Origin of the sequence: Mucilaginibacter gossypii, assembly GCF_900100945.1 — a bacterium.
Classification (GTDB): Bacteria; Bacteroidota; Bacteroidia; order Sphingobacteriales; family Sphingobacteriaceae; genus Mucilaginibacter; species Mucilaginibacter gossypii.
Genome location: NZ_FNCG01000002.1, coordinates 304,512 through 325,767, shown reverse-complemented (window position 1 = coordinate 325,767; position 21,256 = coordinate 304,512). Strand labels below are relative to the sequence as shown.

Here is a 21,256-nt window from a genome sequence, read left to right as displayed (position 1 = left end):
TAGCGTGAGGAGAAATCTTATACGCCATTCCATTAAACTATGCTGTGCCTTGTAGGGCGTATAGGATTTCTCTTTCGTCCCAGTTCTCGATTCCTCCCCTGCTCTATCGAAATGACATCGTTTTTATTAAACTTCTTATCGCGTCCCCAAAATTATCGCATTATACTTCGCAAACAATTGCTTTGATTTTTCAACGGCATCACCTTTTGCAGCATCGGTATAAGCATTATCATGTTTGTTCACCCATTGCCATTCCCAATCTTTCACCTGCTTATCAAAAGCTTCGGCATTAAAGTCAGTTTTGGTTGATAATGACTTATCCAGCAAACCGAAGTACATTACCCAGCGTGGTTTGTAATAGCCTTTGATTAAACCAGCCCATTGACGGTTTGAGTATTCGCGCAGGCCACTTTCTTTGTCACCCCAAAGGGTAACCAGGTCACGGGCGTTAAACTCATACAGGTTTTTCTCTTTATCGGTTACGCCGTTAGCTCTGGCTTCGTTGATCCATTTGCCTAACAGGAAATCTTTACGGGTGCTCAACAAAGCATCCATATCGTCCATCAGTTCCAAGAACTGGCTGCTGTATAATTTAAACTGTTGCTGATCTTTATTTTGATAAGCTTGAGCCATTTTTTGTTGCAGCGGACTTGCATAGTTGGCTAATACTTGCCGTGTTACATCAACCAAATCATACTGAAAGCCATCACTTTGTTTCAGGCTGTCGGCAGCGTTTATAAGTAATGTCCATGCTTTAGCCAGTTGCATGGGATCATAATCCAGTTTGGTAAGCACCCTATCGATATATTTTTTCAACGTTGGCCTTGCCACAATAATCGATTCTGGGCCGCCTTCGGTTAAGCCGCCTGAGTACACCGAATTTAACAGCATGTGCCACGCTTCACCGGCCTGGCTGTTTACCTGCCCGTAACGGCGTTGAGCGTAATTTGCAACCCATTTATCGGCATCAATCGGGTTATCGCGCCAAACGTTTTCCAGCATCAGGGCAAACAGCGCTGGGTTTTGTTCAATACCTTCGGGTGTAACACCAATACCACGCATATTTTTTGATTCGGGATCGTGCAGGGCTATGGCAGGATCGGCAGCTACATGGCGCATACGACCAAACAGGCTGATATTCCCGCCGAAGTTTTGGAGCATACTCCAGATCCACGGTTTGCCGTAATAAGCTTCGGTACGGTTCCAAACCGGGTGGGCATCGCTGTACAGGTCAAGCACTATCATTTGTTCATTAGGTACAGCGTTAAGCAAAGCTTTAATTTGTTGCGGCTGCCAAAATTTGTTATTATAATGGAACATCCAGCCCTGCATTACCCAGATTGCTTTAGGATCAGCAGCGGCCATGGAGTTGAATACCTTTTTACTCATGCCATCCAGGTAGGTTGAATCGTTTGTTGGCGGCACGTTTTCATTAAAAGTATCGGCCGAGTACAGGTGGTCGGTACCAAACTCTTTAGTTTGTGCTTCTATATATTTTTTACCGATGGTTTCAAACATCGGATCGTCGGGGTCAAGTATAAATACATCGGGAAAACCGGCATCCCAGTTGGTTCTTTTAATCTTGGCACCGGGGAATTTGTCTTTAAATGATGGCGGCACGTGGCCGGTGAATGACGACAGAACAGGTGTCATCCCAAATGAGCGTTCACGCTCCAAAATCTTTTTCTGTAATGCCTTGTGCGAGTCCATCCAATGCTGTGGCAGCGGGCCGCCCCAGGCGTCGATATTCCCCATCCAGAACCATGAAAAATAAGCGGGGCCACTAAAAAATTCATCCAGTTGTTTATCGGTAAAGCCCATTTCTTTATAAACAGTTTGCCAAATGGCTTCTTCACCTGTTATAGCCAGCGGCAGGTTAATACCGTTCAAAGCCATCCAATCAATTTCTTTTTGCCAGCGTTCCCAATCCCACCAGGCCATGGTGTAATTAAACGTGCAATAGTTTAAATAGTAGCGATATTGATAAGGCGTGGTTTTATGGATAATACCTTTAACCACAGGCAGGGTAGCAGGCAAATTAAGATTAGTGCCATTCCAGCCGATATCGCAAAAGCAATAATTTTTAAGATAGTAGTTTAATGCTGATGCTATTGAAAGTCCATTGTTACCCCTCAACACAATTTTACCGTTGCGGCTTTCCAACTCAAACGCATCTTTGCCGTTTTGTTGGGGGATAGCCTCAACAGCAAACAAATTACTTTTGCCGGCAATTACTCTTTCAATAAAATCGTACGAGGCTTTCTGATCAACCTGGGCATTGGCTTTAAAACCCAATGAAATAATAGCAACAACAAGTAAGCACTTTCTCATCAACAGATAGTTAAACGCTGGAAATAAATACCGGCAACAGAAGGCTCTCTCCTATTGCCGGTATGAGGATATCATTATTTAAAATTAGGGTTCTGCACCAACACACCTTTACTCTTATCAATCTCAACCTGCGGGATTGGGAAATAATAGTTTTTAGGGCGAACAAAGGTTACCGTTTTGTTTTGATCAAGCGGAGCTTTGGAAACAGCCAGATTATAAATAGCAGCTATATCCACAATTTTGGCTTTGTCCCAACGCATCAAATCCTGGTGACGTTGGTCTTCACCAGCCAGCTCAACACGGCGCTCATGGATCAGCTCTTTCATACCTGCTCCGGAAACCGGCTTTAACAACGGAGATGCACGATGCCTGATCTGATTGATCAAAGCGTCACCAGCTCCGGCACCTTGTGTACGGATCAAGGCTTCGGCAACTAATAAATAAATATCCGCAGAACGCATTAGAGGCACAGCATAACTGTGGTCAACTCCGCCGCCATCAGCTTCAGTATTAAATACAGCGTACTTTTTAAATGCATAACCAGTAGCAGAAAGATCGGCGGTAAACGTTGTCAAGCCCTTGCCATCACCCAGATCAACCTTGTCGCCAACGCTTAATAAAGTAGCCTGTTTACGTGGATCACCTGCCTCAAACTCATTGGCAAGTCCCTGTAATGGCTGACTAAAGCCATAACCATTCCATGATCTTGGAATGTAATAAACTGTAAAGTCATTTTGCACAACGGTTTGTACAGCCTGGATCGAAAAAAGCAACTCGGTGCTGGTTTCATTAGCGCGGGTAAAATTATCGGCGTAGTTAGCAGCCAACGCGTAATGTGAATTGGAAATCACTTTTTGACCGGTTGCAATTGCCTCAGGAAGTTTTTCCCAATACATGTAAAGCTTGGTTAATAAGCCCAATGCAGTTCCTTTGCTTACACGGCCGCGGTCGGCAGAGCCATAGCTTTCAGGCAAAAGATCCACCGCTTTCAACAAGTCCGACTCGATCTGTTTTCGTACTTCTTCAATTGGCGATTTTGGAACATTAAAAGTTTGTTTTGAGTAATCATCTTCGGTAATGATAGGTACATCGCCATGAATGATCATTAAACGCCAGTAGCCAAAGGCACGTAAAAAATAAGCTTCGCCCATACTCCGATTTTTAATATCGGTAGATATTGCGGTGATCTTTGGGATGTTAATGATGCAATTGGTTGCCCGGTTAATGGTTTCATACCTCCATTTCCATGGATACCTGATGGCAGCATTTGAAGCATCATAAGTTAAGTTCTCAATGCCCTCATCTTCGCTATGATCACCTGAACGCCAGTAATCGTCAGATGGAACATCAAATGTAGCCTCCGCGTGGCCAACATAATCCTCTTCTTCCAAAAGGCTATAAATACCGGAAACCGCATTTACAGCATCAACTTCGTTCCTGAAATAATTATCTGAGGTATAAACCCCTTGTTGTTTAAGGTCAAGTGCTTTTTTACAGGCGCTGTTGAGTAACGCCAGCCCTATAACCATATATATTGTAATTTTCGATTTCATGATTTTAAAGTTTAGCAGTTATACCGAATGTAATTGTACGTACCGTAGGATACTGGGCCACATCAACCCCACGCTGCAGGTTGCCGTTAGTATAACCAAGCTCAGGCGTGTATCCCTTATAATTGGTTATAAAAAATATGTTTTGACCTGATGCATATAACCTTACGCTTTTCAGTGTTGCTTTTTTAGCCCAGCTTGCAGGTAAAGTATAACCTAAAGTGGCGTTTTTGAGGGCAAAGTAATTCCCGCTTTCGACAAACAAGTCGGATGTGCGATAATTGTCGTTAGCACGATCTAATGACATACGCGGGATCGAGTTGCTTGTGCCCGCCCCTGTCCAGCGGTTCATGTCTTCGGCATAAAGATTAAACGGATAGGTTGGATCAATACCTTGCATCCTATCGGCATTATAAAGGCTTACACCAAATACGCCGGTAAAGTTTGCTGCAAAATCAAAACCTTTGTATGAAAGACTGCCTTGCAAACCAACTGTAGCATTAGGATTTGGATTGCCCAAATTGGTGCGGTCATTACCATCAATCTGGCCATCGCCATTTAAATCCAGAAAGCGCACATCGCCGGGTTTGATATTAGCCTTACGCGAATCATTTTTAAGCGCCGGATCGTTATCAATTTCTGCCTGGGTTTGGTAAAGGCCATTTGTTTTCCATCCGTAAAAAGAAGCTATCGGCTGACCCTGATATGTTCTTGAGATTTCCTGGCTTGAACGCCCGTAAACTGTCGAACCAATGAAAGTGCCTTCTCCATTAAGTTTAGTTACCTTATTTTTGATAAACGAAGCATTGGCACCGAATGAATATTTTAGTTTATCGCCGCCTTGATAGTTAATTTCAACTTCGACACCTTTGTTATTCATTGTACCGATGTTTTGATTTGGAATAGCTACCGAACCCGCTGAACCTACTACCGGCGGTGATATCAACATATCTTTAGTATTCTTATTGAAATACGTAAGTGTGGTATTTAACTGGTTATTCAGGAAACCAGCATCAAGGGTAATGTTGGTCATAGCAGTACGCTCCCAAGTAATATCCGGATTTGCAATACTTGTAACAGCTGCACCACTTACTCCCGTGCCACCAAAGGCATAACCACCATTTTCATAAGTACTGCCAATTTTGATCAAGCTTAGATACTGAAAAGGCAGTACATTTTGATTACCCAACTCACCATAACCACCCGTCAATTTCAAGTTATTAACCCAGGTGATATTTTTCATGAATTTTTCACTGGTAATTCTCCAGCCCAAGGAAAATGCAGGAAAGTACCCCCACTGTTTGCCGGGCGCAAATTTGGAAGAACCGTCTGCACGAAAAGTAACGGTTGCCAGGTACCTGCTGTCAAAATCATAAAATAACCTTGCAAAGCCCGACTGTAATGAAGATGGCTGAGGCAAGATATTTGAATTGAATTGGCCATTGCCCTGGTTAAGCACCCGTTGATCGGGATCGGTATCGTCATAACCAACCCTTTGAGCGTTAAAACCGTAATCTTTAAAGTTTTGATAAGAATAACCACCTGTAAAAGTTACGTGATTTTTGCCAAACACCTTATCATACGTAAGAAAAGATTCAAGCAACTGTGACGATACTTCCTCTTCAGATTGGGTTAAAGTAGAATTTGGATTTGGCCTTGTTTGATTATTATCTGCGATACTAAAATTATAATTGCGGATAAATGTACCGTCAAAGGCATAGTTAACTTTCAATTTCAGCTCCTTTAAAAAGGTAATTTCAGCAAACGCGTTGGCCAATGCCCTGTACTTTTTAGTGTACCTGTCGGCCATTTGGATAGTAGCATAGGGACTGTTGATATCACCCAACTGATTAGCAAAAGCCTTTGATGTACCGTAAGTACCATCAGGATTTACCAGTGGTATAGCCGGGTTAAAACGCAGAGCCGAAAATATCAAACCTGTTTGCGAATTATTGTTATCAAAGCCATTGTTATTACCGTAGGTCAGTTGAACGTTCTCTCCCAGCTTTAACCACGAAGTTATCTTATGCTCGGAATTGATACGTGTACTGTATCGTTTGAAGTTGGTTTTATCAATAATACCATCCTCATTATAAATAGAGCTTGAAAAGTAATAGTTTGAAGCATCGTTACCGCCTTGAATACTAACATCGCCATTGGTTACATGTCCGGTACCCATAATAGCCCTTTGCCAGTCGGTTCTTTGTGTAGCATAATAACTATCATCCCATGGCGCGTCAATAGCAACACCATCATTGGTATAACGCTCTCTTTTTAGCTGATAAAGCTGTGGAGCAGTTAACAGGCTAAGATATTTAGTTGTGTTAGAAAAACCACTGTAGAAATTAAATGCTGTTGCAAGCTTTTGATTATAGGTACCTCTTTTTGTGGTTACCAAAACTACACCGTTTGCAGCACGGGTACCGTAAATAGCGCTTGATGAAGCATCTTTCAAAATGTCAACGCTGGCAATATCATTAGGGTTAATGTCACTTAACGCGTCAGGGTTACTGGTAGGTACACCGTCAATTACAATTAACGGATTGGCATCATTCACTGTACCTGTTCCACGGATCCTGATGCTCGGCGCAGCGCCAGGTGAACCATCGTTACGAACAATACTTACACCACTTGCACGACCATCTAAAGCCTGAGCCGCTGTACTAACAGGCAAGTTTTGAATATCCGATCCTTTAACGCTTGCTACTGCACCCGTAACATCAACCTTTTTGCTGGTACCATAACCAACAACCACAACTTCGGTCAAGGCAGATGGCAAGGCAACCAGGGTGATATTTAAAGTTTGGCTTCCGGTTATTGTAACAACCTTCTTTTCATACCCGATATAAGAGATTTCCAACACACCGTTTACAGGGGCATCGATACTGAAATTACCATTTGCATCGGTAGTGGTGCCCTGGTTAGTCCCTTGAAGCCTAATGTTTACACCAATAAGCGGTTCGCCTTTGGCATCAACAACTTTTCCTTTTATAAGGGCAAGGCTTTTGGCATCCTCCTGGTTGGCGATGATCACTACATGATCATCATTCATTTTGTAGGAAAGCTTATCATCAATAATAACGGCAAGCAGCTCATCAATTGTTGCGTCTTTTACATCCACATCAACCCTGCCCAACTTTTTAATACTGGCATAGTTGTAAAAGAAACGGTAATCACTTTGTTTTTGAATTTTGGTAAGGACACTACTTACTTCGGCCTGCTTTAGGTTAAGTGTAAATTTCTGCTGTGAGTACACTTTTGCAGAAACTTGCACACAGGTAACCATGACCAATAAAAATACTGCTTTCATCAGCAAAATAACTTTGAGACACACGGGCGCGCCACGAAGCGGGAACACCCTTCTTGTTTTTTTCATTACATTTGTTTTGAAAATAAATGGATGGAGTAAGTGCTGTGTTACAATAGCTTACTCCGTTAATAAAATCCTATTTGTTTGCGGGGAGGAGTGGCAGCTCTTCCCTTGTTTATTTGAGGATGTTTCAGGAATCTGACAGGTAAGTTTTCAATATCATAAGCTGTTAATTAGTGGTTAGTTAGTTTATTTTGTTTTTATTTATCTTTCTTTGACAGATAAACCGTTTGTCCATCAACCCTGAAATTGAACGGTGTGGTCAATTCAATAATGCCCAAAGCCTCCTTCAACGTCTCTTTATCAAGTAACCCGCTTATCTGCTCGGTACGAAGCGCCCGATCTTCAAACACAACCTGCACGTTGTATTTGCGTTCAATTTGAGCAGCCACATCTTCAAACATTTCGTTGGTGAACAGGATGCGGTTATCAACCCAGGCTGTTTCTTTCACTTCGTTCGGCTTAACATCAGGCAGTTCGGTTACCTGGTATTCAATTTTTCCCTCTTTGGGTTTTACACTTTGTGGTTCCCGGTTATTAATAACAATCAGCTTTTCGTTAGGCAACAGGATGATCTTTTTCTCGGGATTGTTTTTTAATTCAACCTGTACTTTACCTTTTAGCAATGTTGTTTCTACAGTTTTATCGTTATTGTAGGCTTTTACGTTAAAAACGGTTCCCAATACCTTTACAACAAGTCTGGCAGTATGTACCAGAAAAGGTCTCTTAGAATTTTTAGTTACCTCAAAAAAACCTTCGCCGGTAAGGCTTACATCCCGGCTGTTTTTCTCAAAAGCCTCGGGGTACGAAAAAGTACTGCCCGCATTTAGCGTAACCTGTGTCCCATCGGGCAATTTGAGCTTTTCGGTTTTACCATAAGGCACATGAATTTCATGTAATATATTTTCGACGGTTAAAGTATCCTGCTGTGCCGCTCTGTTATAAAATAAAACTCCCGTAGTAACAAGCACCAGTACCGCTGCAGCAACCCATTGCCACCTGAACATTGGTTTTATCTTAGTATCATTCGCCGAATTTTCGTTCAAGTTTTTAATTCGGTTCCAGATTTCCTCCAGGTTTCCGTTAATCTCTTCTGGTTTTGTTTCTGTTGCTTCAGTGCCGTTTCCTTTTAAAGCATTGGTAACATTATACGTTTTTTTATAGTCGGGAAATTGTTCAAGAAACATGTCGAGTTCGGTCAATTCTTCAGCACTGGCAGTTTTGCCCATGCTTTTGGCCATTAACTCAATAAACCTGGATTTGCTCATAGTAATTGGTATTCTGCATTAAGGACACGGCAGTTCCCGGTTTTTCCTAAAAGAAATTAAAATATTTTTTTGAGGGGGATTAACCTATTTATTCCCCAGCGCCTCGTCAAGTTTTTTCAGGGCGATAGCCAGTTGCGCAAAAACCGTTTTGTTCGACAGGCCAAGGATATCGGCTACCTCATTGCAGGAGAGATCATCCTCTTTAACCATTTTAAAAATGAGCTTACAACGGGGCGGCAAACTGTTTACAGCGTTTAAAACTCCGGCCTGCAGCTCTTTGCTGATGAGCAATTGCGCGGGATCAACCGATAAATGAAAATAATAGGTTTCGGCAAGTTGAGCATCGCGGTTTCTTTTTGAGGTGTTGCTTCGGATATGGTTAAGACAGGCATTTTTTATAGCCACATAAAAGTATACTTTAGGGTTCGAGATCTTGTTAAGCTTGTGGCGGCCTGTCCAGATATTTACAAAAAGGTCATTGATGATCTCTTCGCAAGCTTCCTTATCGCCCAAAAAGGACCAGGCAAACTGATTAAGATTATTGATCAGCAGCTTATACAATTCATTAAAGGCAGATTCATCATTGTTGTAATGAATAGAATCTATAAGTTCTTTAATCTCCAATGTTGAGCGGCTTGCTTTTAACGGGAACAGTTAACTGAAATAATGTACAATTTTAAGTAAAAAATCTTGATCCAAACTATTTTAGGTTGATTTAGAAAACCTGTAAAAGAATTAATCTGTCTACGATATTCTTTTATTTGACATTGGTTTTTCATGTTTCCAAATGTCTGATTCAGGAAGGCAAATGCCCGGTTTAACTATAAATTTATAATTCAACAGCCCGGGTGATTATATCTTAGCCCTCAAAAACGTAAAATAATTAAAGTGTTTGGTCAAAACAGATTAACATTAGCTTCCCTTTCAGCATCATGAAGGTGGATTTGGCTCACAGGCCGTAATTAACTCTATATTTGCCCGGCAACTGTCCGTATTTCCGTAAACCCGTTTACAGTAAATGAAAAATAACACTACATTTAAAATTTCCCCCGGAATTATATGGAGCAGTTCAATTTTCCTTGGCCTGCTGGCCTCTGTTCCCCAAATAGCCGAACGCCATTTTAAACCCGCTGAAGCGGCAGTGAATTCGGCTGTTACCGCTTCTTTTTCACTGTTTGTATGGTACTATAATATCTATACGCTGCCAAAGCAATCGGGCAATAAACAACTGAATAAAAGCATCTCGTATTCCCGGCTTCTTACAACACTGCTGATAGGTATGGGGGTAATGCTGGCCTTAGCCTACATACAGCAACTGATATTAACGCATTTAAATTTCGGCCCGGTAATGCTGATGATTGAGGTAAGGGGTATACTTATTAACCTCGTATTTTATATGCTTATAAACCTGTTGTACCAAAACTACCAAAACCAGCAGGTTAACGTTGAGCTGGAACGCATCAAGGCCGATAACCTTGGCGCACAATATGAACTGTTGAAACAGCAGATCAACCCGCATTTCCTGTTTAACAGTCTCAATACCCTAAAGGCGATGGTTGAGACCAATGACCAACACTCGGTAGATTTCATCCTTAAACTTTCAAATTTTTATCGTTTTACGCTTGAAAGCCGCAGGTTAGACCTTATTCATTTATCCGAAGAACTGGAAATTGTAGAAGCTTACAATTTTTTACTTAAAGCCAGGTTTGAAGACGGTTTTATTTTCACTAATACTATACATGAACAATATCGCGGTACGCTAATCCCCCCATTCACGCTGCAGCTATTGATAGAAAACTGTATTAAACACAATGTGGTATCGCTGGATCATCCGTTGCATATTAAGCTTTATGCTGAAGGTGAAAACATCGTTATGGAAAACGAAATAAAACCAAAGCGTTTTGAAGAACCATCAACAGGTGTTGGACTTAAGAACATTAATCTACGCTACGATCACCTGCTTGATAAACACATAGAGATCATATCTGAAGATAAAATATTCAAAGTTAAACTACCTATTATACATGAACATTATCATAATTGAAGACGAACTAAAAGCGGCCCGCTCGCTTGAAGGTATCATATTAGAATTAAGGCCGCACTCAAAAATAATTGCGAAGCTTCAGAGCGTTGAAAGCTCGGTTGCCTATCTTTCAGAGAACAGGCAGCCCGATCTTATTTTTATGGATATCCAGCTTTCGGATGGGTTGTGTTTTGAGATCTTTAAATTGGTAAAGGTGTACTGCCCTATTATTTTCTGCACTGCGTTTGATGAATATTCGTTAGAGGCATTTAAGGCCAACAGCGTTGATTATGTGCTCAAGCCTTTCTCAAAAACAGATATTGCCGATGCTTTTAAAAAGGTAGATGAACTGCGAAATTTCTTTCAGCAAGGCTCGCAGCCGGATATCAGCAGCCTGTTATCGCAGATTACTCCTCCGGCAGGTAAAAAAAGCTTCCTGGTATTTAAAAACAATAAGTACATCACGATAGCTACCAATGATATCGCTTTCTTTTACATCCGTAACGAATTGTCGACCATCATGACTTTTGATCAGCAGGAATATGTGGTTAACCAGTCGCTTGATCAGATCAGCGGTCAGCTCTCGCAGGAGCAGTTCTTCAGGCTCAACAGGCAATACATAGTTAACTTCAGTGCGATAAAAGAGGTGGAGCATTATTTTATGCGTAAGCTGTTTGTGAAACTAACCATTCCAACTCCCGAGAAATTACTCATCAATAAAGAAAAAGCGCCGGTATTTTTAAGCTGGCTCGAGAATAGATAGTTTTAAGTCCGATGTCTTGAGTCTTAAGTCCTAAGTAAAACGATTTCTGACTCAAGACTTTCGACTTAACAAATGCCCAACTGAACTGTAGATATGTCTGGTTGGGCTTTTTTATGCTGTTTCTGCGGCTATTTAGGGTATAATTTTGAAGTAAATAAAAAATCAAGAAATATGAAAACCTTAAAAATTTTTAGCTTTTGCGTTGGTACCGTGGCACTGGCACTCGCTACAGCAGCTTACGCTAATCGTAAAATAAATGCCCCTAAAACTGAAAACGCCGCTACTCCCGAAAAAGGTTTTGCTTTGGTAGAATTGTTTACTTCAGAGGGATGTTCAAGTTGTCCTCCTGCTGATGAATTGCTGGCGAGGATCCAAAAAGACTCAGAGGACAAACCCGTTTACATATTGGCTTACCATGTGGACTATTGGAATAACCTCGGCTGGAAAGATGCATTCAGCAATGCCATGTTTTCAAAACGCCAAAAAGAATATAGCTACCATTTAAATGCCCAGGTTTATACACCCCAAGTTATAGTTAATGGTAAAACTGAGATGGTTGGCTCGGATGAGCCGGCACTTCGTGAAGCGATTTCGAATGCACTAACAACCACACAAGCCGCTCAGGTTTCCTTAAAAGCACAACAAACCGGCGATAAGCTTGCTGTAAATTACGAACTATCGGGCAACACTGATAACCAACAATTGCTGATAGCCATTGTACAAAAAACAGCCATCAGCAAAGTTGCCCGCGGCGAAAACGAAGGCAGAACCTTATCACACGCCCAAATTGTACGCGACTTAAAAACAGTTGCCCTAAGCCAGGTAAAAACAAGCCAAACCATTATTAGCGTTCCTAAAGAATTTAACCAGCAAGAATGGGAAGTAGTAGGCTTTATACAAAACAAAGATAATGGTGAGGTTTTAACCGCAACAAAAGCAGTTTTAACCAATGAAGCTGTAGCCAAAATATAACAACTATAAATTCAAAAATCATGAGCAAGTTGAAACAAGGCCGGTTATTAATGGGATTCTTGTCACTGTTCTCTTTATCATTCCTGACAAGGGCACCGTTTGAACGTAACCCGCAGGATTGTGAATTGATCTGCGTTCCGGGAAAGAGAAAAAAACCGGTGGAAAATAACTAAATCTAACATAAACAGGATCGGCCCTTCGCAGGGCCGATCCTGTTTTTAATAAATACTATCATGAAAACATTACTGCTAATTGCCATAGCAACATTTTTAAGCATTGGGGTTTATGCCCAGGCAAACGAACTAAATTGTACCGAGCGGGCATTTACTTTTAAAATAAACCTGCCAGCGAGTGGACGCAACTATTCATCTGAAATAGGCCGCTTTGATGCTTCACAATTATCGCCGGAATTCAGGTTGCCGGGTGCTAATACCAGTAAACAAAATCAAGCGGGAAGCACGCTTCTTACCGGCTTTAACAAAAAAACTGATTCGTACTCAGCTTATTCCCCGGCTGATACTATCATGTCAAAAAAGATGACATTTCTACATCCTAAAATAAACAATATAACAGGTAAATTTACCTACGCAGCCTACGATCATTTTAAGCTATTGCCAATGCCTGTCTTAAACGCCTTAACTCCGCTCTTAAACTAATCATCATTAACATAAAAAACAAACCAATGAAACTCAACTATTACGGTCACTCATGCTTCTCGGTAGTAGCCGGAGGTAAACACATTTTGTTTGATCCCTTTATTACAGGTAACGAATTGGCAAAAGAAATTAACATTGATGAAATTAAAGCTGATTACATTTTTGTATCGCACGGGCATTACGATCATATTTTGGATGTAGAAACTATAGCCAACCGTACAGGCGCTATGGTTGTGGGTATTTATGAGGTGTATGATTACTTCAGCAAAAAAGGCGTTAAAAATGTGCATCCTTTAAACCCTGGCGGCAAGGTGACTTTTGATTTCGGTACTGCAAAATCATTCATTGCCCAACACTCTGCCAGCTTTCCAGATGGTAGCTATGCCGGTGTAGCCTGTGGTTATGCATTAACGACTGATGATGGCAATCTGTATTACAGCGGCGATACCGGTCTCACCTTAGATATGGAACTGGTGGCCAAATGGGTTGATCTCGATTTCGCGGTTTTTCCTATCGGGGACATGTTAACGATGGGCGTTGAAGATGCCATTGAAGCGGCAAAGCTTGTTAAGGCCAATAAAGTTTTGGGAGTTCATTATGATACCTTTGGCTTTATTAAAATAGATAAAGACGAAGCTGTTAGTGAGTTTGAAAAAGCCGGATTAAAATTATTTTTACCGGGTATTGGCGAGAGTATAGAAATTTAAACTTTAGTTTTCTTGAATACAAAGATGCCTTCCTAATTAAATTGGGAAGGCATCTTTGTTGCTTTTAAAGTACCCCCTTTAGGGGGACGGAAGGGGGCGAATTATACTAAATTGATCTCAACATTGATATTACCGTAAGTCAATTTTGAATAAGGACATGTTTGGTGTGCTTCTTCAATCAATGCTTTGGCTACTTCAACATCCAAACCTGGCAAACTTACATTTAAACGGGCTTGCAGGAAGTATGCACCTGAGGTAATACCCAAATCCACTTCTGCATCAATAGCCAGTTCGGCAGGAAGGGCAATCCGTTTTTTAGCAGCAGCAATACCGATGGCACCTTCAAAACATGCTGACCAGCCTGCTGCAAATAATTGCTCGGGGTTAGTGCCTGGTTTAGGGGTTCCGGGAGTTGAATGTTTGATATCCAACTGGCCATCGGTACTAACAGATGAACCACCGTCGCGACCGCCAACGGTACGAACTTTACCTGTATATAATACTTTGTCGATTTTATTAGGTGAGATATCTTCGATAACCTTGATCTTGTTGATACCTGATTCTTCAATAGTTTCCATTGTGTTATTTATTTAATTAATTTTTGTTTTTTGTATGCTCAAAGATACCCTGATATCGCCCGGTGCCCTATCACTAACTATGTGAACCGGACAAGCCATGTCGTGAACAAGACATTCTTTAAGCCGAAAGTTCAACCAGTACGAGAGCTATTGAAACTTTTAATCACAACCGGTAAAGAATAAGAAAACCAGCTACACATTACGCGTAATTATTCTAAATAAATTTGGATACTGCGTTTATAAACAGCAATTTTAAGCCACTCATTGTTCGTAAACCAATTGAAGAAGTTTATTGCCCTAATGCTGCTCGGTTTTCACCTGCTTAATATAGGCGGGCAACTGGCATTGCATCAGTTCATGGTTTACAAAAGCAATAAATACTTTGCCGAACAAACTGCCAAAGGCTTTTACAATGTGAAAGACCTTACCGAGGTAGTAATCCCGGTAAACATGCCTGGCATAACCGACTGGAAAAACTACGAAAATATTCATGGGCAGATCCGGTTTGGCAACAACAGCTACAATTATCAAAAAATGCGCGTAACCAGTCGCGCAATTTATTTGATGTGCATCCCAAACTACGAAACCACCCAGCTGGCCGATAAAAACATTATTAACGCAAAGGATATAAAAGAAAACCCGGTACCGCAAAAGGAGCATGTACCCTTTGGTAAAATAATTATGCAGGATAACCTCAATTTCACTTTTGTACATTTTGAGTTTGGCTGCCCTATAAAATATACTCAACAAATTGTTGCTCACATAGTTCAACAGTTAATTCCTGCTCACCAGGATATCCCCGAGCAACCGCCAAAGGCCGTTTGTTAATCTTCTCCTGTTTTAGTTCATTTCTTAGGGTAGCGGCTGTGCCACTCTACCGCTGTGTTATTATTTATTTCTGTCGATAGTTTATTCGTGGCTCAAGAGTTATGAAAATAACAACATATCGATAAGATTAGTAATCTCCAGACGATACATCCTCTCCCAACCTATAAACATTCAATTTATTAAAATGCCTTACATTACACTTGAAAGCCATTTGCCGGGCATTACCGGCCTGCTGGAGTATGCCAAAGAAGCGGCACAACCTATCCGTAACCTTACACAGTTTTTATTGCGCGGGCCATCAACCTTGTCTGAAGCCGATCGTGAGCTGATCGCCACAGTGGTATCACACAACAACCAATGCACCTTTTGCACTACCGCTCACACCGCCGCGGCCGACCTACTTGCAGGTGAAGCTGAAACAGCGCAAAAAGTAAAGGAAAACATTGAAACTGCCCCGGTTACCGAAAAAATGAAAGCTTTGCTTACCATTGCAAAGCTAACTGCCCAAAATGGCCGGAATGTAACTACCGAAGCCATCGACCGTGCCAAAGCTGCCGGAGCTACCGATATCGAGATCCATGATACCGTGCTCATAGCTGCCCTGTTTTGCTATTACAACCGCTATGTTGACGGATTGGCCACAGCCTTACCTGCTGATGCCGGCTATTACAACATACTGGCCGAGCGATTAGTAAACCATGGCTATACCCGCCTGCCACAAGGCTATGATCATTTAAAAAAATAACCCTAATCCTCATTTGAAGTAAAACCCAATCACAATGAAAAAACTTTTATTCATCATATTACTGCTCAGCTCAATAAACCTGTTTGCACAGGACATTAAAATAACGGGCAACATTACCGATGCAGCTACAGGCAAACCTGTATCCGGCGCAAGTATCGCTGTTAAAGGAAAACTTACAGGCACCACTACTGATTCAAAGGGTAACTATACTTTAAATGCCAATAAATTGAAGCTGCCCTTTACTATCATTATATCGGCAGTAGGCTTTGAAGTGCAGGAAAGCCAGATAACATCTGCCAATAACAATATCAGCGTCAAGCTAATACAAAAGGCAATTGTGCTTAATGAGGTGGTATCATCGGCTACCCGTATCAACCAAAGCATTTTACAATCGCCGGTAAGTATCGAAAAAATGAGCCTTAAGGCCATTAAGGAAAACCCTTCATTCACATTTTACGATGGATTACAGAGCCTGAAAGGCCTCGAAGCCGTTACCAGCAGTTTAACCTACAAACAGATCAACACACGCGGCTTTAACAGCACAGGTAACAGCCGTTTTTTACAACTGGTTGATGGTGTGGATAATCAAACCCCCGGTTTAAACTTTTCGGTAGGTAACCTTTTTGGCGCTTCGGATATTGATATCGAAAGTGTGGAAGTTATTCCGGGCGCGGCTTCGGCATTGTATGGTCCGGTAGCTTTTAACGGCTTACTTTCGCTTAAAACCAAAGATCCGTTTAAATACCAGGGATTAACCGTACAGGTAAAAAGCGGTCTCAACCACTTTGGCGAATCGGTTGTTAAGCCGCAGGGCTTATATGACTTTGCAGCCCGTTATGCCAAAGCATTCAATGATAAATTCGCGTTTAAAATCAACGCCTCATACCTTACCGGGCGCGACTGGTATGCCGATAACTATACCGACGTAAGCGCATCAACTCCAGCCGCTCAGCGCGGCCCCAATAACCCTGGCCGCGATGCACTTAACATTTATGGAGATGAGGTTACAAAAACCTTACCGGGAATTGGCCTTGTTTCCAGAACTGGTTATGAAGAAAAAGACCTAATGAACTACAACGTTTACAGCCTTAAACTTAACGGCGCATTACAATACCGCTTCAACAATAATCTGGAGGCAATCTACCAATACAACTACGGTCGCGGTACTGCAAGCTATACAGGCAGCAGCCGTTTCGACCTGAATAACTTTGTTTTGCAAACACACAGGATTGAGTTAAAAGGCAGCAACTTCTTCGTTCGCGGCTACTCGGTTGAAGAAAATTCACACGACTCATACAATACCCGCTCACTGGCTCAGTTCATTAACCGCGATTGGGTAAAAGACCTTAATGGCAACACCGTAACACCTGATAAAGCCGATGATACCTGGTTTACCCGCTATGCCGCAGCATTTAACGGTTCGGTAAGTGGCGTTACACCAAACAGCAATTCCGCCGCAAGGACTTTTGCCGACCAGGGTCGCTTTTTACCGGGTACAACAGAATTTAACAATGCTAAGAATGCATCAATTCATAATTATGGATTAAGTGGCGCAGGTGTTTTCAGTAACAGTAAATTTTACCATGCCGAAGGCCAGTATGATTTTACCAGCGCCATAAAAGTGTTTGAGCTTTTGGCAGGCGGCAGTTTCCGCGATTACAGGATGTTTACCAATGGCAGTTTGTTTGATGATAAGGTAAATCGTGTAACCATTAAAGAGTACGGCTCATTTTTACAAGCCGGCAAAAAACTGTTTGATGACAACCTGAAACTAACAGCTTCTATCCGTTATGATAAAAACGAAAACTTTAAAGGCAGCTTCACTCCTCGTGTTTCGGCAGTTTATACGGTTGATAAAACCTCAAACTTCAGGGCATCATATCAAACCGGTTTCAGGAACCCAACCCCGGTTGATCAGTTTATCCACCTTAACGTAGGCCCTATCACTATTTTGGGTGGCGCGCCTAATAACAGCAAGGGCTTAAACGTTTATGAAAACTCGTTCACTTCATCATCGGTAAGTGCCTTTGGTGCAGCGTTTGGCAAAGCGGTACAAAGTGGGACACCATTTCCGCAAGCTATTGAACAAAATAAGAGCCTCCTACAAAAAGCAAGTGTAGCGTATATCAAACCAGAGCAACAGAAAGCGTTTGAGCTGGGCTACAAAGGCTTGATGATGGATAAATTATTGATTGATGTAAACTACTATTACAGCAGCTACACCAACTTTATCCTGAATACCGTGGTTATCCAGCCGAGCAACCCAATTCTTGGTTCTGATGGCCAGGTTACAACCGCTTCAGCAACTGACATTCCCAATGGTAAAGTACACGCGTTTCAGTTGTATACTAACGCACCTGATAAAGTATCGGCACAAGGAGCAAGCGCGGGGTTGACCTATCTGCTTAATGGCGGTTACGCTTTAGGTGGTAACGCAACTTTATCGGTGTTTAACCTTCGCAACGCTAATCCTAACAATATTGCGGCTTTCAATACACCAAAATGGAGCACTAACGCTACGTTTGGCAACAGCAACGTAATCAATGATTTCGGTTTTAACGCGGCATGGCACTGGCAAACTGCTTACGACTGGTATGGTACATTCAACGGCACCCGTCCGGGCCGTGTAGATGCCTATTCAGTTGTTGATCTGCAGTTCAGCAAAAAACTGCCAAAACTTAAATCAACCGTTAAACTGGGAGGCAGCAATATCTTCAACAACCGCATTTACCAATCGTATGGTTCGCCGGCAATTGGCGCCATTTATTATGTTTCAATAGTATTTGATGACCTTTTAAAATAGAACAACATGAGCACTTTAGCAATTGAAGAACAGCAGCTTGTAAAACCTCAAACAAACCTCAGTGCCGCCTATAGGGTGGTGCTGTTTGTGATCTGTTTTTTTAGTACTGCCCTGGGCGGTTCGGTTTCCACGCTGATGTCGGTTTACCTGCCTGTTGTGGTAAAGGATCTACAGGGTGCCGTTCCGGCCAATGAAATCAACGCCATCAGCGGGTATATCAATGCCATTTTTATATTCGGCTGGGCCTTTGGTGGGTTTACCTGGGGGGTAATCAGCGATAAAATGGGTCGGAAAAAAGCCCTGCTGCTCGCCATTGGCAGCTATGGCGTATTTACCATTTTAACCGGGTTAATGCCAACCTGGTGGGGCGTGCTGTGTTGCCGCTTTTTCAGCGGTTTTGGCGTAGGCGGCGTTTTGGTAACATCCATAACGCTGGTGAGCGAAGTCTGGCCGGCCAAAAGCAAAGCAGTGATCATAGGCATTCTTTCCATAGCTTTCCCGATAGGTATTTTCTCTGCAGGGCTAATCAACTTTATTGTATCATCATGGCGGTCGGGCTTTTTTGTCGGGGCGATCCCTCTTGCACTGGCATTGATAGGCGCTCTGGTTTTGAATGAATCTGAAAACTGGCTCAACTACCGTAACGATATCGTCAACCGCGAAAATCCCTTGAACAAGCTCCTCTCTAAAAGCCATCGCCGCGAGCTTATTGTTGGCTCCTTAACCTTCGGTACAATGCTGATAGGTTTATGGGCCATATTTTCGTGGCTACCTACCTGGGTGCAAAGCCTGATTACCGACCATGATGCCGCAAAAGAACGCGGCCTGAGCATGATGTGTATGGGTATGGGTGGGTTAACCGGTGGTTTCTTTTCAGGATGGCTTGTTAACCTGTTATCTATAAGGCGCTCCATGGTGATCTGTTTCGCGGTTTGCGCGGGTATGTCATTTATCCTGTTTAAAACCAATACCACGTTCAGTGCAGCAGTTTACATCGAGATCATCATACTGGCGCTATTTTTCGGGGCGAGCCAGGGCGTATTATCAGCCTATATTCCACAATTATTTTCAACCGGCATCAAAGCAACTGCAACTGGCTTTTGCTTCAACATCGGGCGAATATTTACAGCTACTGCGGTTTTATTTGTAGGGGTACTGGTATCAACCCTGGGTGGCTACGGTAACGCTTTATTCATCTTTTCACTGGTATTTATAATTGGCTTACTGGTAGTATTATTTGTACGGGAGAAAGCCGAAGGCGAGGAAAAAGCAAAAAGCTGAAGGCTTAAAGCCGAAAGCTTAGAAGAAAATTAAAAAAATCACTAATTCAATAACTCACTAATTCACTAATTAAAAATATGGCACACATCAATGTACCCGAAGGCGTTCCGGGCATCCGTTCGCTGGTAATGTTCAGGCCCGAAACCGGTCAGTATTTGTATGAACTGGCCGAAGTGTTATTACGCGGAGAATCAACCTTAAGTCCGGCCGACCGTGAGTTGATAGCCACTTATGTATCATATCGTAACAACTGCACATTTTGCTACAGCAGTCATGCCGCTGCCGCCCGTTGCCTTTATGAAGATGACGCCCTTATTGTTGACGAAGTGCTGCGCGATATGACCGAAGCCCCCATCAGCAACAAACTAAAAGCTTTGCTGAATATTGCCGGTAAAGTGCAGATATTAGGAAAAGAAGTAAAACAGGAAGACGTTGACGCCGCACACGCAGAAGGAGCTACCGACCGTGAGATCCACGACGCGGTATTGATAGCAGCTGCGTTCAGTATGTTTAACCGCTATGTTGACGGGCTTGCCAGCCTTACCCCTACCGATCCAGAAGCTTACGTCGAAATGGGAAAACGTATGGCTAAAGGTTACGTATTACCACAACCACAGCATTAATTTAACCTGACAGATATGGCACATATAGAATTAAATAACGATCTGCCCGGCATTCGTGGGTTGATGTTTTATAGTCCGGAAACAGAGGCCCCGTTGAATGCCCTTGCCGAGCAATTACTTCGTGATGATAACAATTCATTATCGCGTGGCGAAAGGGAGCTGATTGCAACCTATGTATCCTACCTTAACGATTGTTTTTTTTGCCAGAATGTGCACGGCGCTGTAGCCGGGCACTACCTTGGCTGCAATATTGACGAGATAGATGCTATCAAAGCTAATTTTTCTACGGCTGATCTTTCACCAAAGATCAAAGCACTATTAGCTATTGCCGGCAGCGTACAAAAAGGTGGGAAACACGTAACCACCGATCAGATTGAGGCCGCCCGTGCAGAAGGCGCCGATGATAAGGAGATCCACGATACGGTATTGATTGCGGCTGCATTTTGTATGTTCAACCGCTATGTTGATGGATTGGGAACCTGGGCACCGCGAGACCGTCAGATCTATATCGACCGGGCACCTGAACGTGCCGAAGTTGGTTATATATCAAGCATTTTTAAAAAAGCTTAATACCTACTGCTTTATCACGCCCACAGCTCGGAGTTTTTAACTTCGGGCTGTTTTTTTGTTATTAAACGCTGCTCTATCCTTTGAATCGAATATACTATGAAGCTGTACCGCAAATCAGGATTAGCCTCATTTTTTTTCTTATTCAGTTAATAAGTGATATAGAGTTTGAGTTGGATTTACTAACAAAG

The 21,256-nt window shown here is 42.3% G+C and carries 17 protein-coding genes; 11 read left to right on the top strand and 6 right to left on the bottom strand.

Translation table 11 applies throughout. From position 1 onward, the window contains the following. Positions 1–135 precede the first annotated feature (135 nt). The 5 genes from BLS28_RS04775 to BLS28_RS04755 form a co-directional block, all read right to left on the bottom strand. Positions 136–2,331: an alpha-N-acetylglucosaminidase gene (locus BLS28_RS04775; protein ID WP_091163150.1), complete on the bottom strand. Its 2,196-nt coding sequence runs from the start codon at positions 2,329–2,331 to the stop codon at positions 136–138. A 74-nt stretch (positions 2,332–2,405) separates the two neighbouring features. Next, positions 2,406–3,884, bottom strand: a complete 1,479-nt coding sequence (locus tag BLS28_RS04770) for a RagB/SusD family nutrient uptake outer membrane protein (RefSeq protein ID WP_091163149.1) — start codon at positions 3,882–3,884, stop codon at positions 2,406–2,408. A 4-nt stretch (positions 3,885–3,888) separates the two neighbouring features. Next, positions 3,889–7,257: a TonB-dependent receptor gene (locus tag BLS28_RS04765; RefSeq protein WP_091163148.1), complete on the bottom strand. Its 3,369-nt coding sequence runs from the start codon at positions 7,255–7,257 to the stop codon at positions 3,889–3,891. A gap of 194 nt (positions 7,258–7,451) precedes the next feature. Continuing rightward, on the bottom strand, positions 7,452–8,519 hold the full coding sequence (locus BLS28_RS04760) for a FecR family protein (protein WP_091163147.1): 1,068 nt from the start codon (positions 8,517–8,519) through the stop codon (positions 7,452–7,454). 84 nt (positions 8,520–8,603) lie between these two features. After that, entirely contained in the window at positions 8,604–9,143 is a 540-nt protein-coding gene (locus tag BLS28_RS04755; protein ID WP_175489876.1) for an RNA polymerase sigma-70 factor, read from the bottom strand. A 394-nt stretch (positions 9,144–9,537) separates the two neighbouring features. On the opposite strand from BLS28_RS04755, the gene BLS28_RS04750 reads away from it, so the two are divergent. The 5 genes from BLS28_RS04750 (at position 9,538) to BLS28_RS04730 (ending at position 13,640) form a co-directional block, all read left to right on the top strand. Beyond that, complete coding sequence (locus BLS28_RS04750; protein WP_091163146.1) at positions 9,538–10,563, top strand: sensor histidine kinase; 1,026 nt, start codon at positions 9,538–9,540, stop codon at positions 10,561–10,563. Continuing rightward, positions 10,544–11,305 carry a LytR/AlgR family response regulator transcription factor gene (locus BLS28_RS04745; RefSeq protein ID WP_091163145.1) on the top strand — a complete coding sequence of 254 codons (762 nt, stop codon included), beginning with the start codon at positions 10,544–10,546 and terminating at the stop codon, positions 11,303–11,305. Before BLS28_RS04750 ends, BLS28_RS04745 begins: the two co-directional genes overlap by 20 nt. A 171-nt stretch (positions 11,306–11,476) precedes the next feature. Then, positions 11,477–12,277 (top strand): DUF1223 domain-containing protein, encoded by an 801-nt coding sequence (locus BLS28_RS04740; protein WP_091163144.1) that lies wholly within the window; start codon positions 11,477–11,479, stop codon positions 12,275–12,277. A gap of 233 nt (positions 12,278–12,510) precedes the next feature. Further along, on the top strand, positions 12,511–12,933 hold the full coding sequence (locus tag BLS28_RS04735) for a hypothetical protein (RefSeq protein ID WP_091163143.1): 423 nt from the start codon (positions 12,511–12,513) through the stop codon (positions 12,931–12,933). Between the two features lie 26 nt (positions 12,934–12,959). Further along, the gene (locus BLS28_RS04730; protein ID WP_091163142.1) at positions 12,960–13,640 is read left to right on the top strand and encodes a metal-dependent hydrolase; all 681 of its coding nucleotides are present in this window, start codon (positions 12,960–12,962) and stop codon (positions 13,638–13,640) included. A 101-nt stretch (positions 13,641–13,741) separates the two neighbouring features. Here BLS28_RS04730 and BLS28_RS04725 read toward each other — a convergent pair whose 3' ends face one another. Continuing rightward, positions 13,742–14,218: an organic hydroperoxide resistance protein gene (locus BLS28_RS04725; protein WP_091163141.1), complete on the bottom strand. Its 477-nt coding sequence runs from the start codon at positions 14,216–14,218 to the stop codon at positions 13,742–13,744. Between the two features lie 279 nt (positions 14,219–14,497). On the opposite strand from BLS28_RS04725, the gene BLS28_RS04720 reads away from it, so the two are divergent. The 6 genes from BLS28_RS04720 (at position 14,498) to BLS28_RS04695 (ending at position 21,068) form a co-directional block, all read left to right on the top strand. Continuing rightward, positions 14,498–15,046 (top strand): hypothetical protein, encoded by a 549-nt coding sequence (locus BLS28_RS04720; RefSeq protein ID WP_129571063.1) that lies wholly within the window; start codon positions 14,498–14,500, stop codon positions 15,044–15,046. 184 nt (positions 15,047–15,230) lie between these two features. After that, positions 15,231–15,791, top strand: coding sequence for a carboxymuconolactone decarboxylase family protein (locus tag BLS28_RS04715; RefSeq protein WP_091163139.1), 561 nt, complete (start codon positions 15,231–15,233; stop codon positions 15,789–15,791). Positions 15,792–15,825: 34 nt separating this feature from the next. Continuing rightward, positions 15,826–18,594 (top strand): TonB-dependent receptor, encoded by a 2,769-nt coding sequence (locus BLS28_RS04710; protein WP_091163138.1) that lies wholly within the window; start codon positions 15,826–15,828, stop codon positions 18,592–18,594. Between the two features lie 6 nt (positions 18,595–18,600). After that, positions 18,601–19,875, top strand: a complete 1,275-nt coding sequence (locus BLS28_RS04705) for an MFS transporter (protein ID WP_091163137.1) — start codon at positions 18,601–18,603, stop codon at positions 19,873–19,875. 77 nt (positions 19,876–19,952) lie between these two features. After that, complete coding sequence (locus BLS28_RS04700) at positions 19,953–20,498, top strand: carboxymuconolactone decarboxylase family protein (protein WP_091163136.1); 546 nt, start codon at positions 19,953–19,955, stop codon at positions 20,496–20,498. A gap of 15 nt (positions 20,499–20,513) precedes the next feature. Then, complete coding sequence (locus BLS28_RS04695) at positions 20,514–21,068, top strand: carboxymuconolactone decarboxylase family protein (RefSeq protein WP_091163135.1); 555 nt, start codon at positions 20,514–20,516, stop codon at positions 21,066–21,068. Positions 21,069–21,256: the final 188 nt, after the last annotated feature.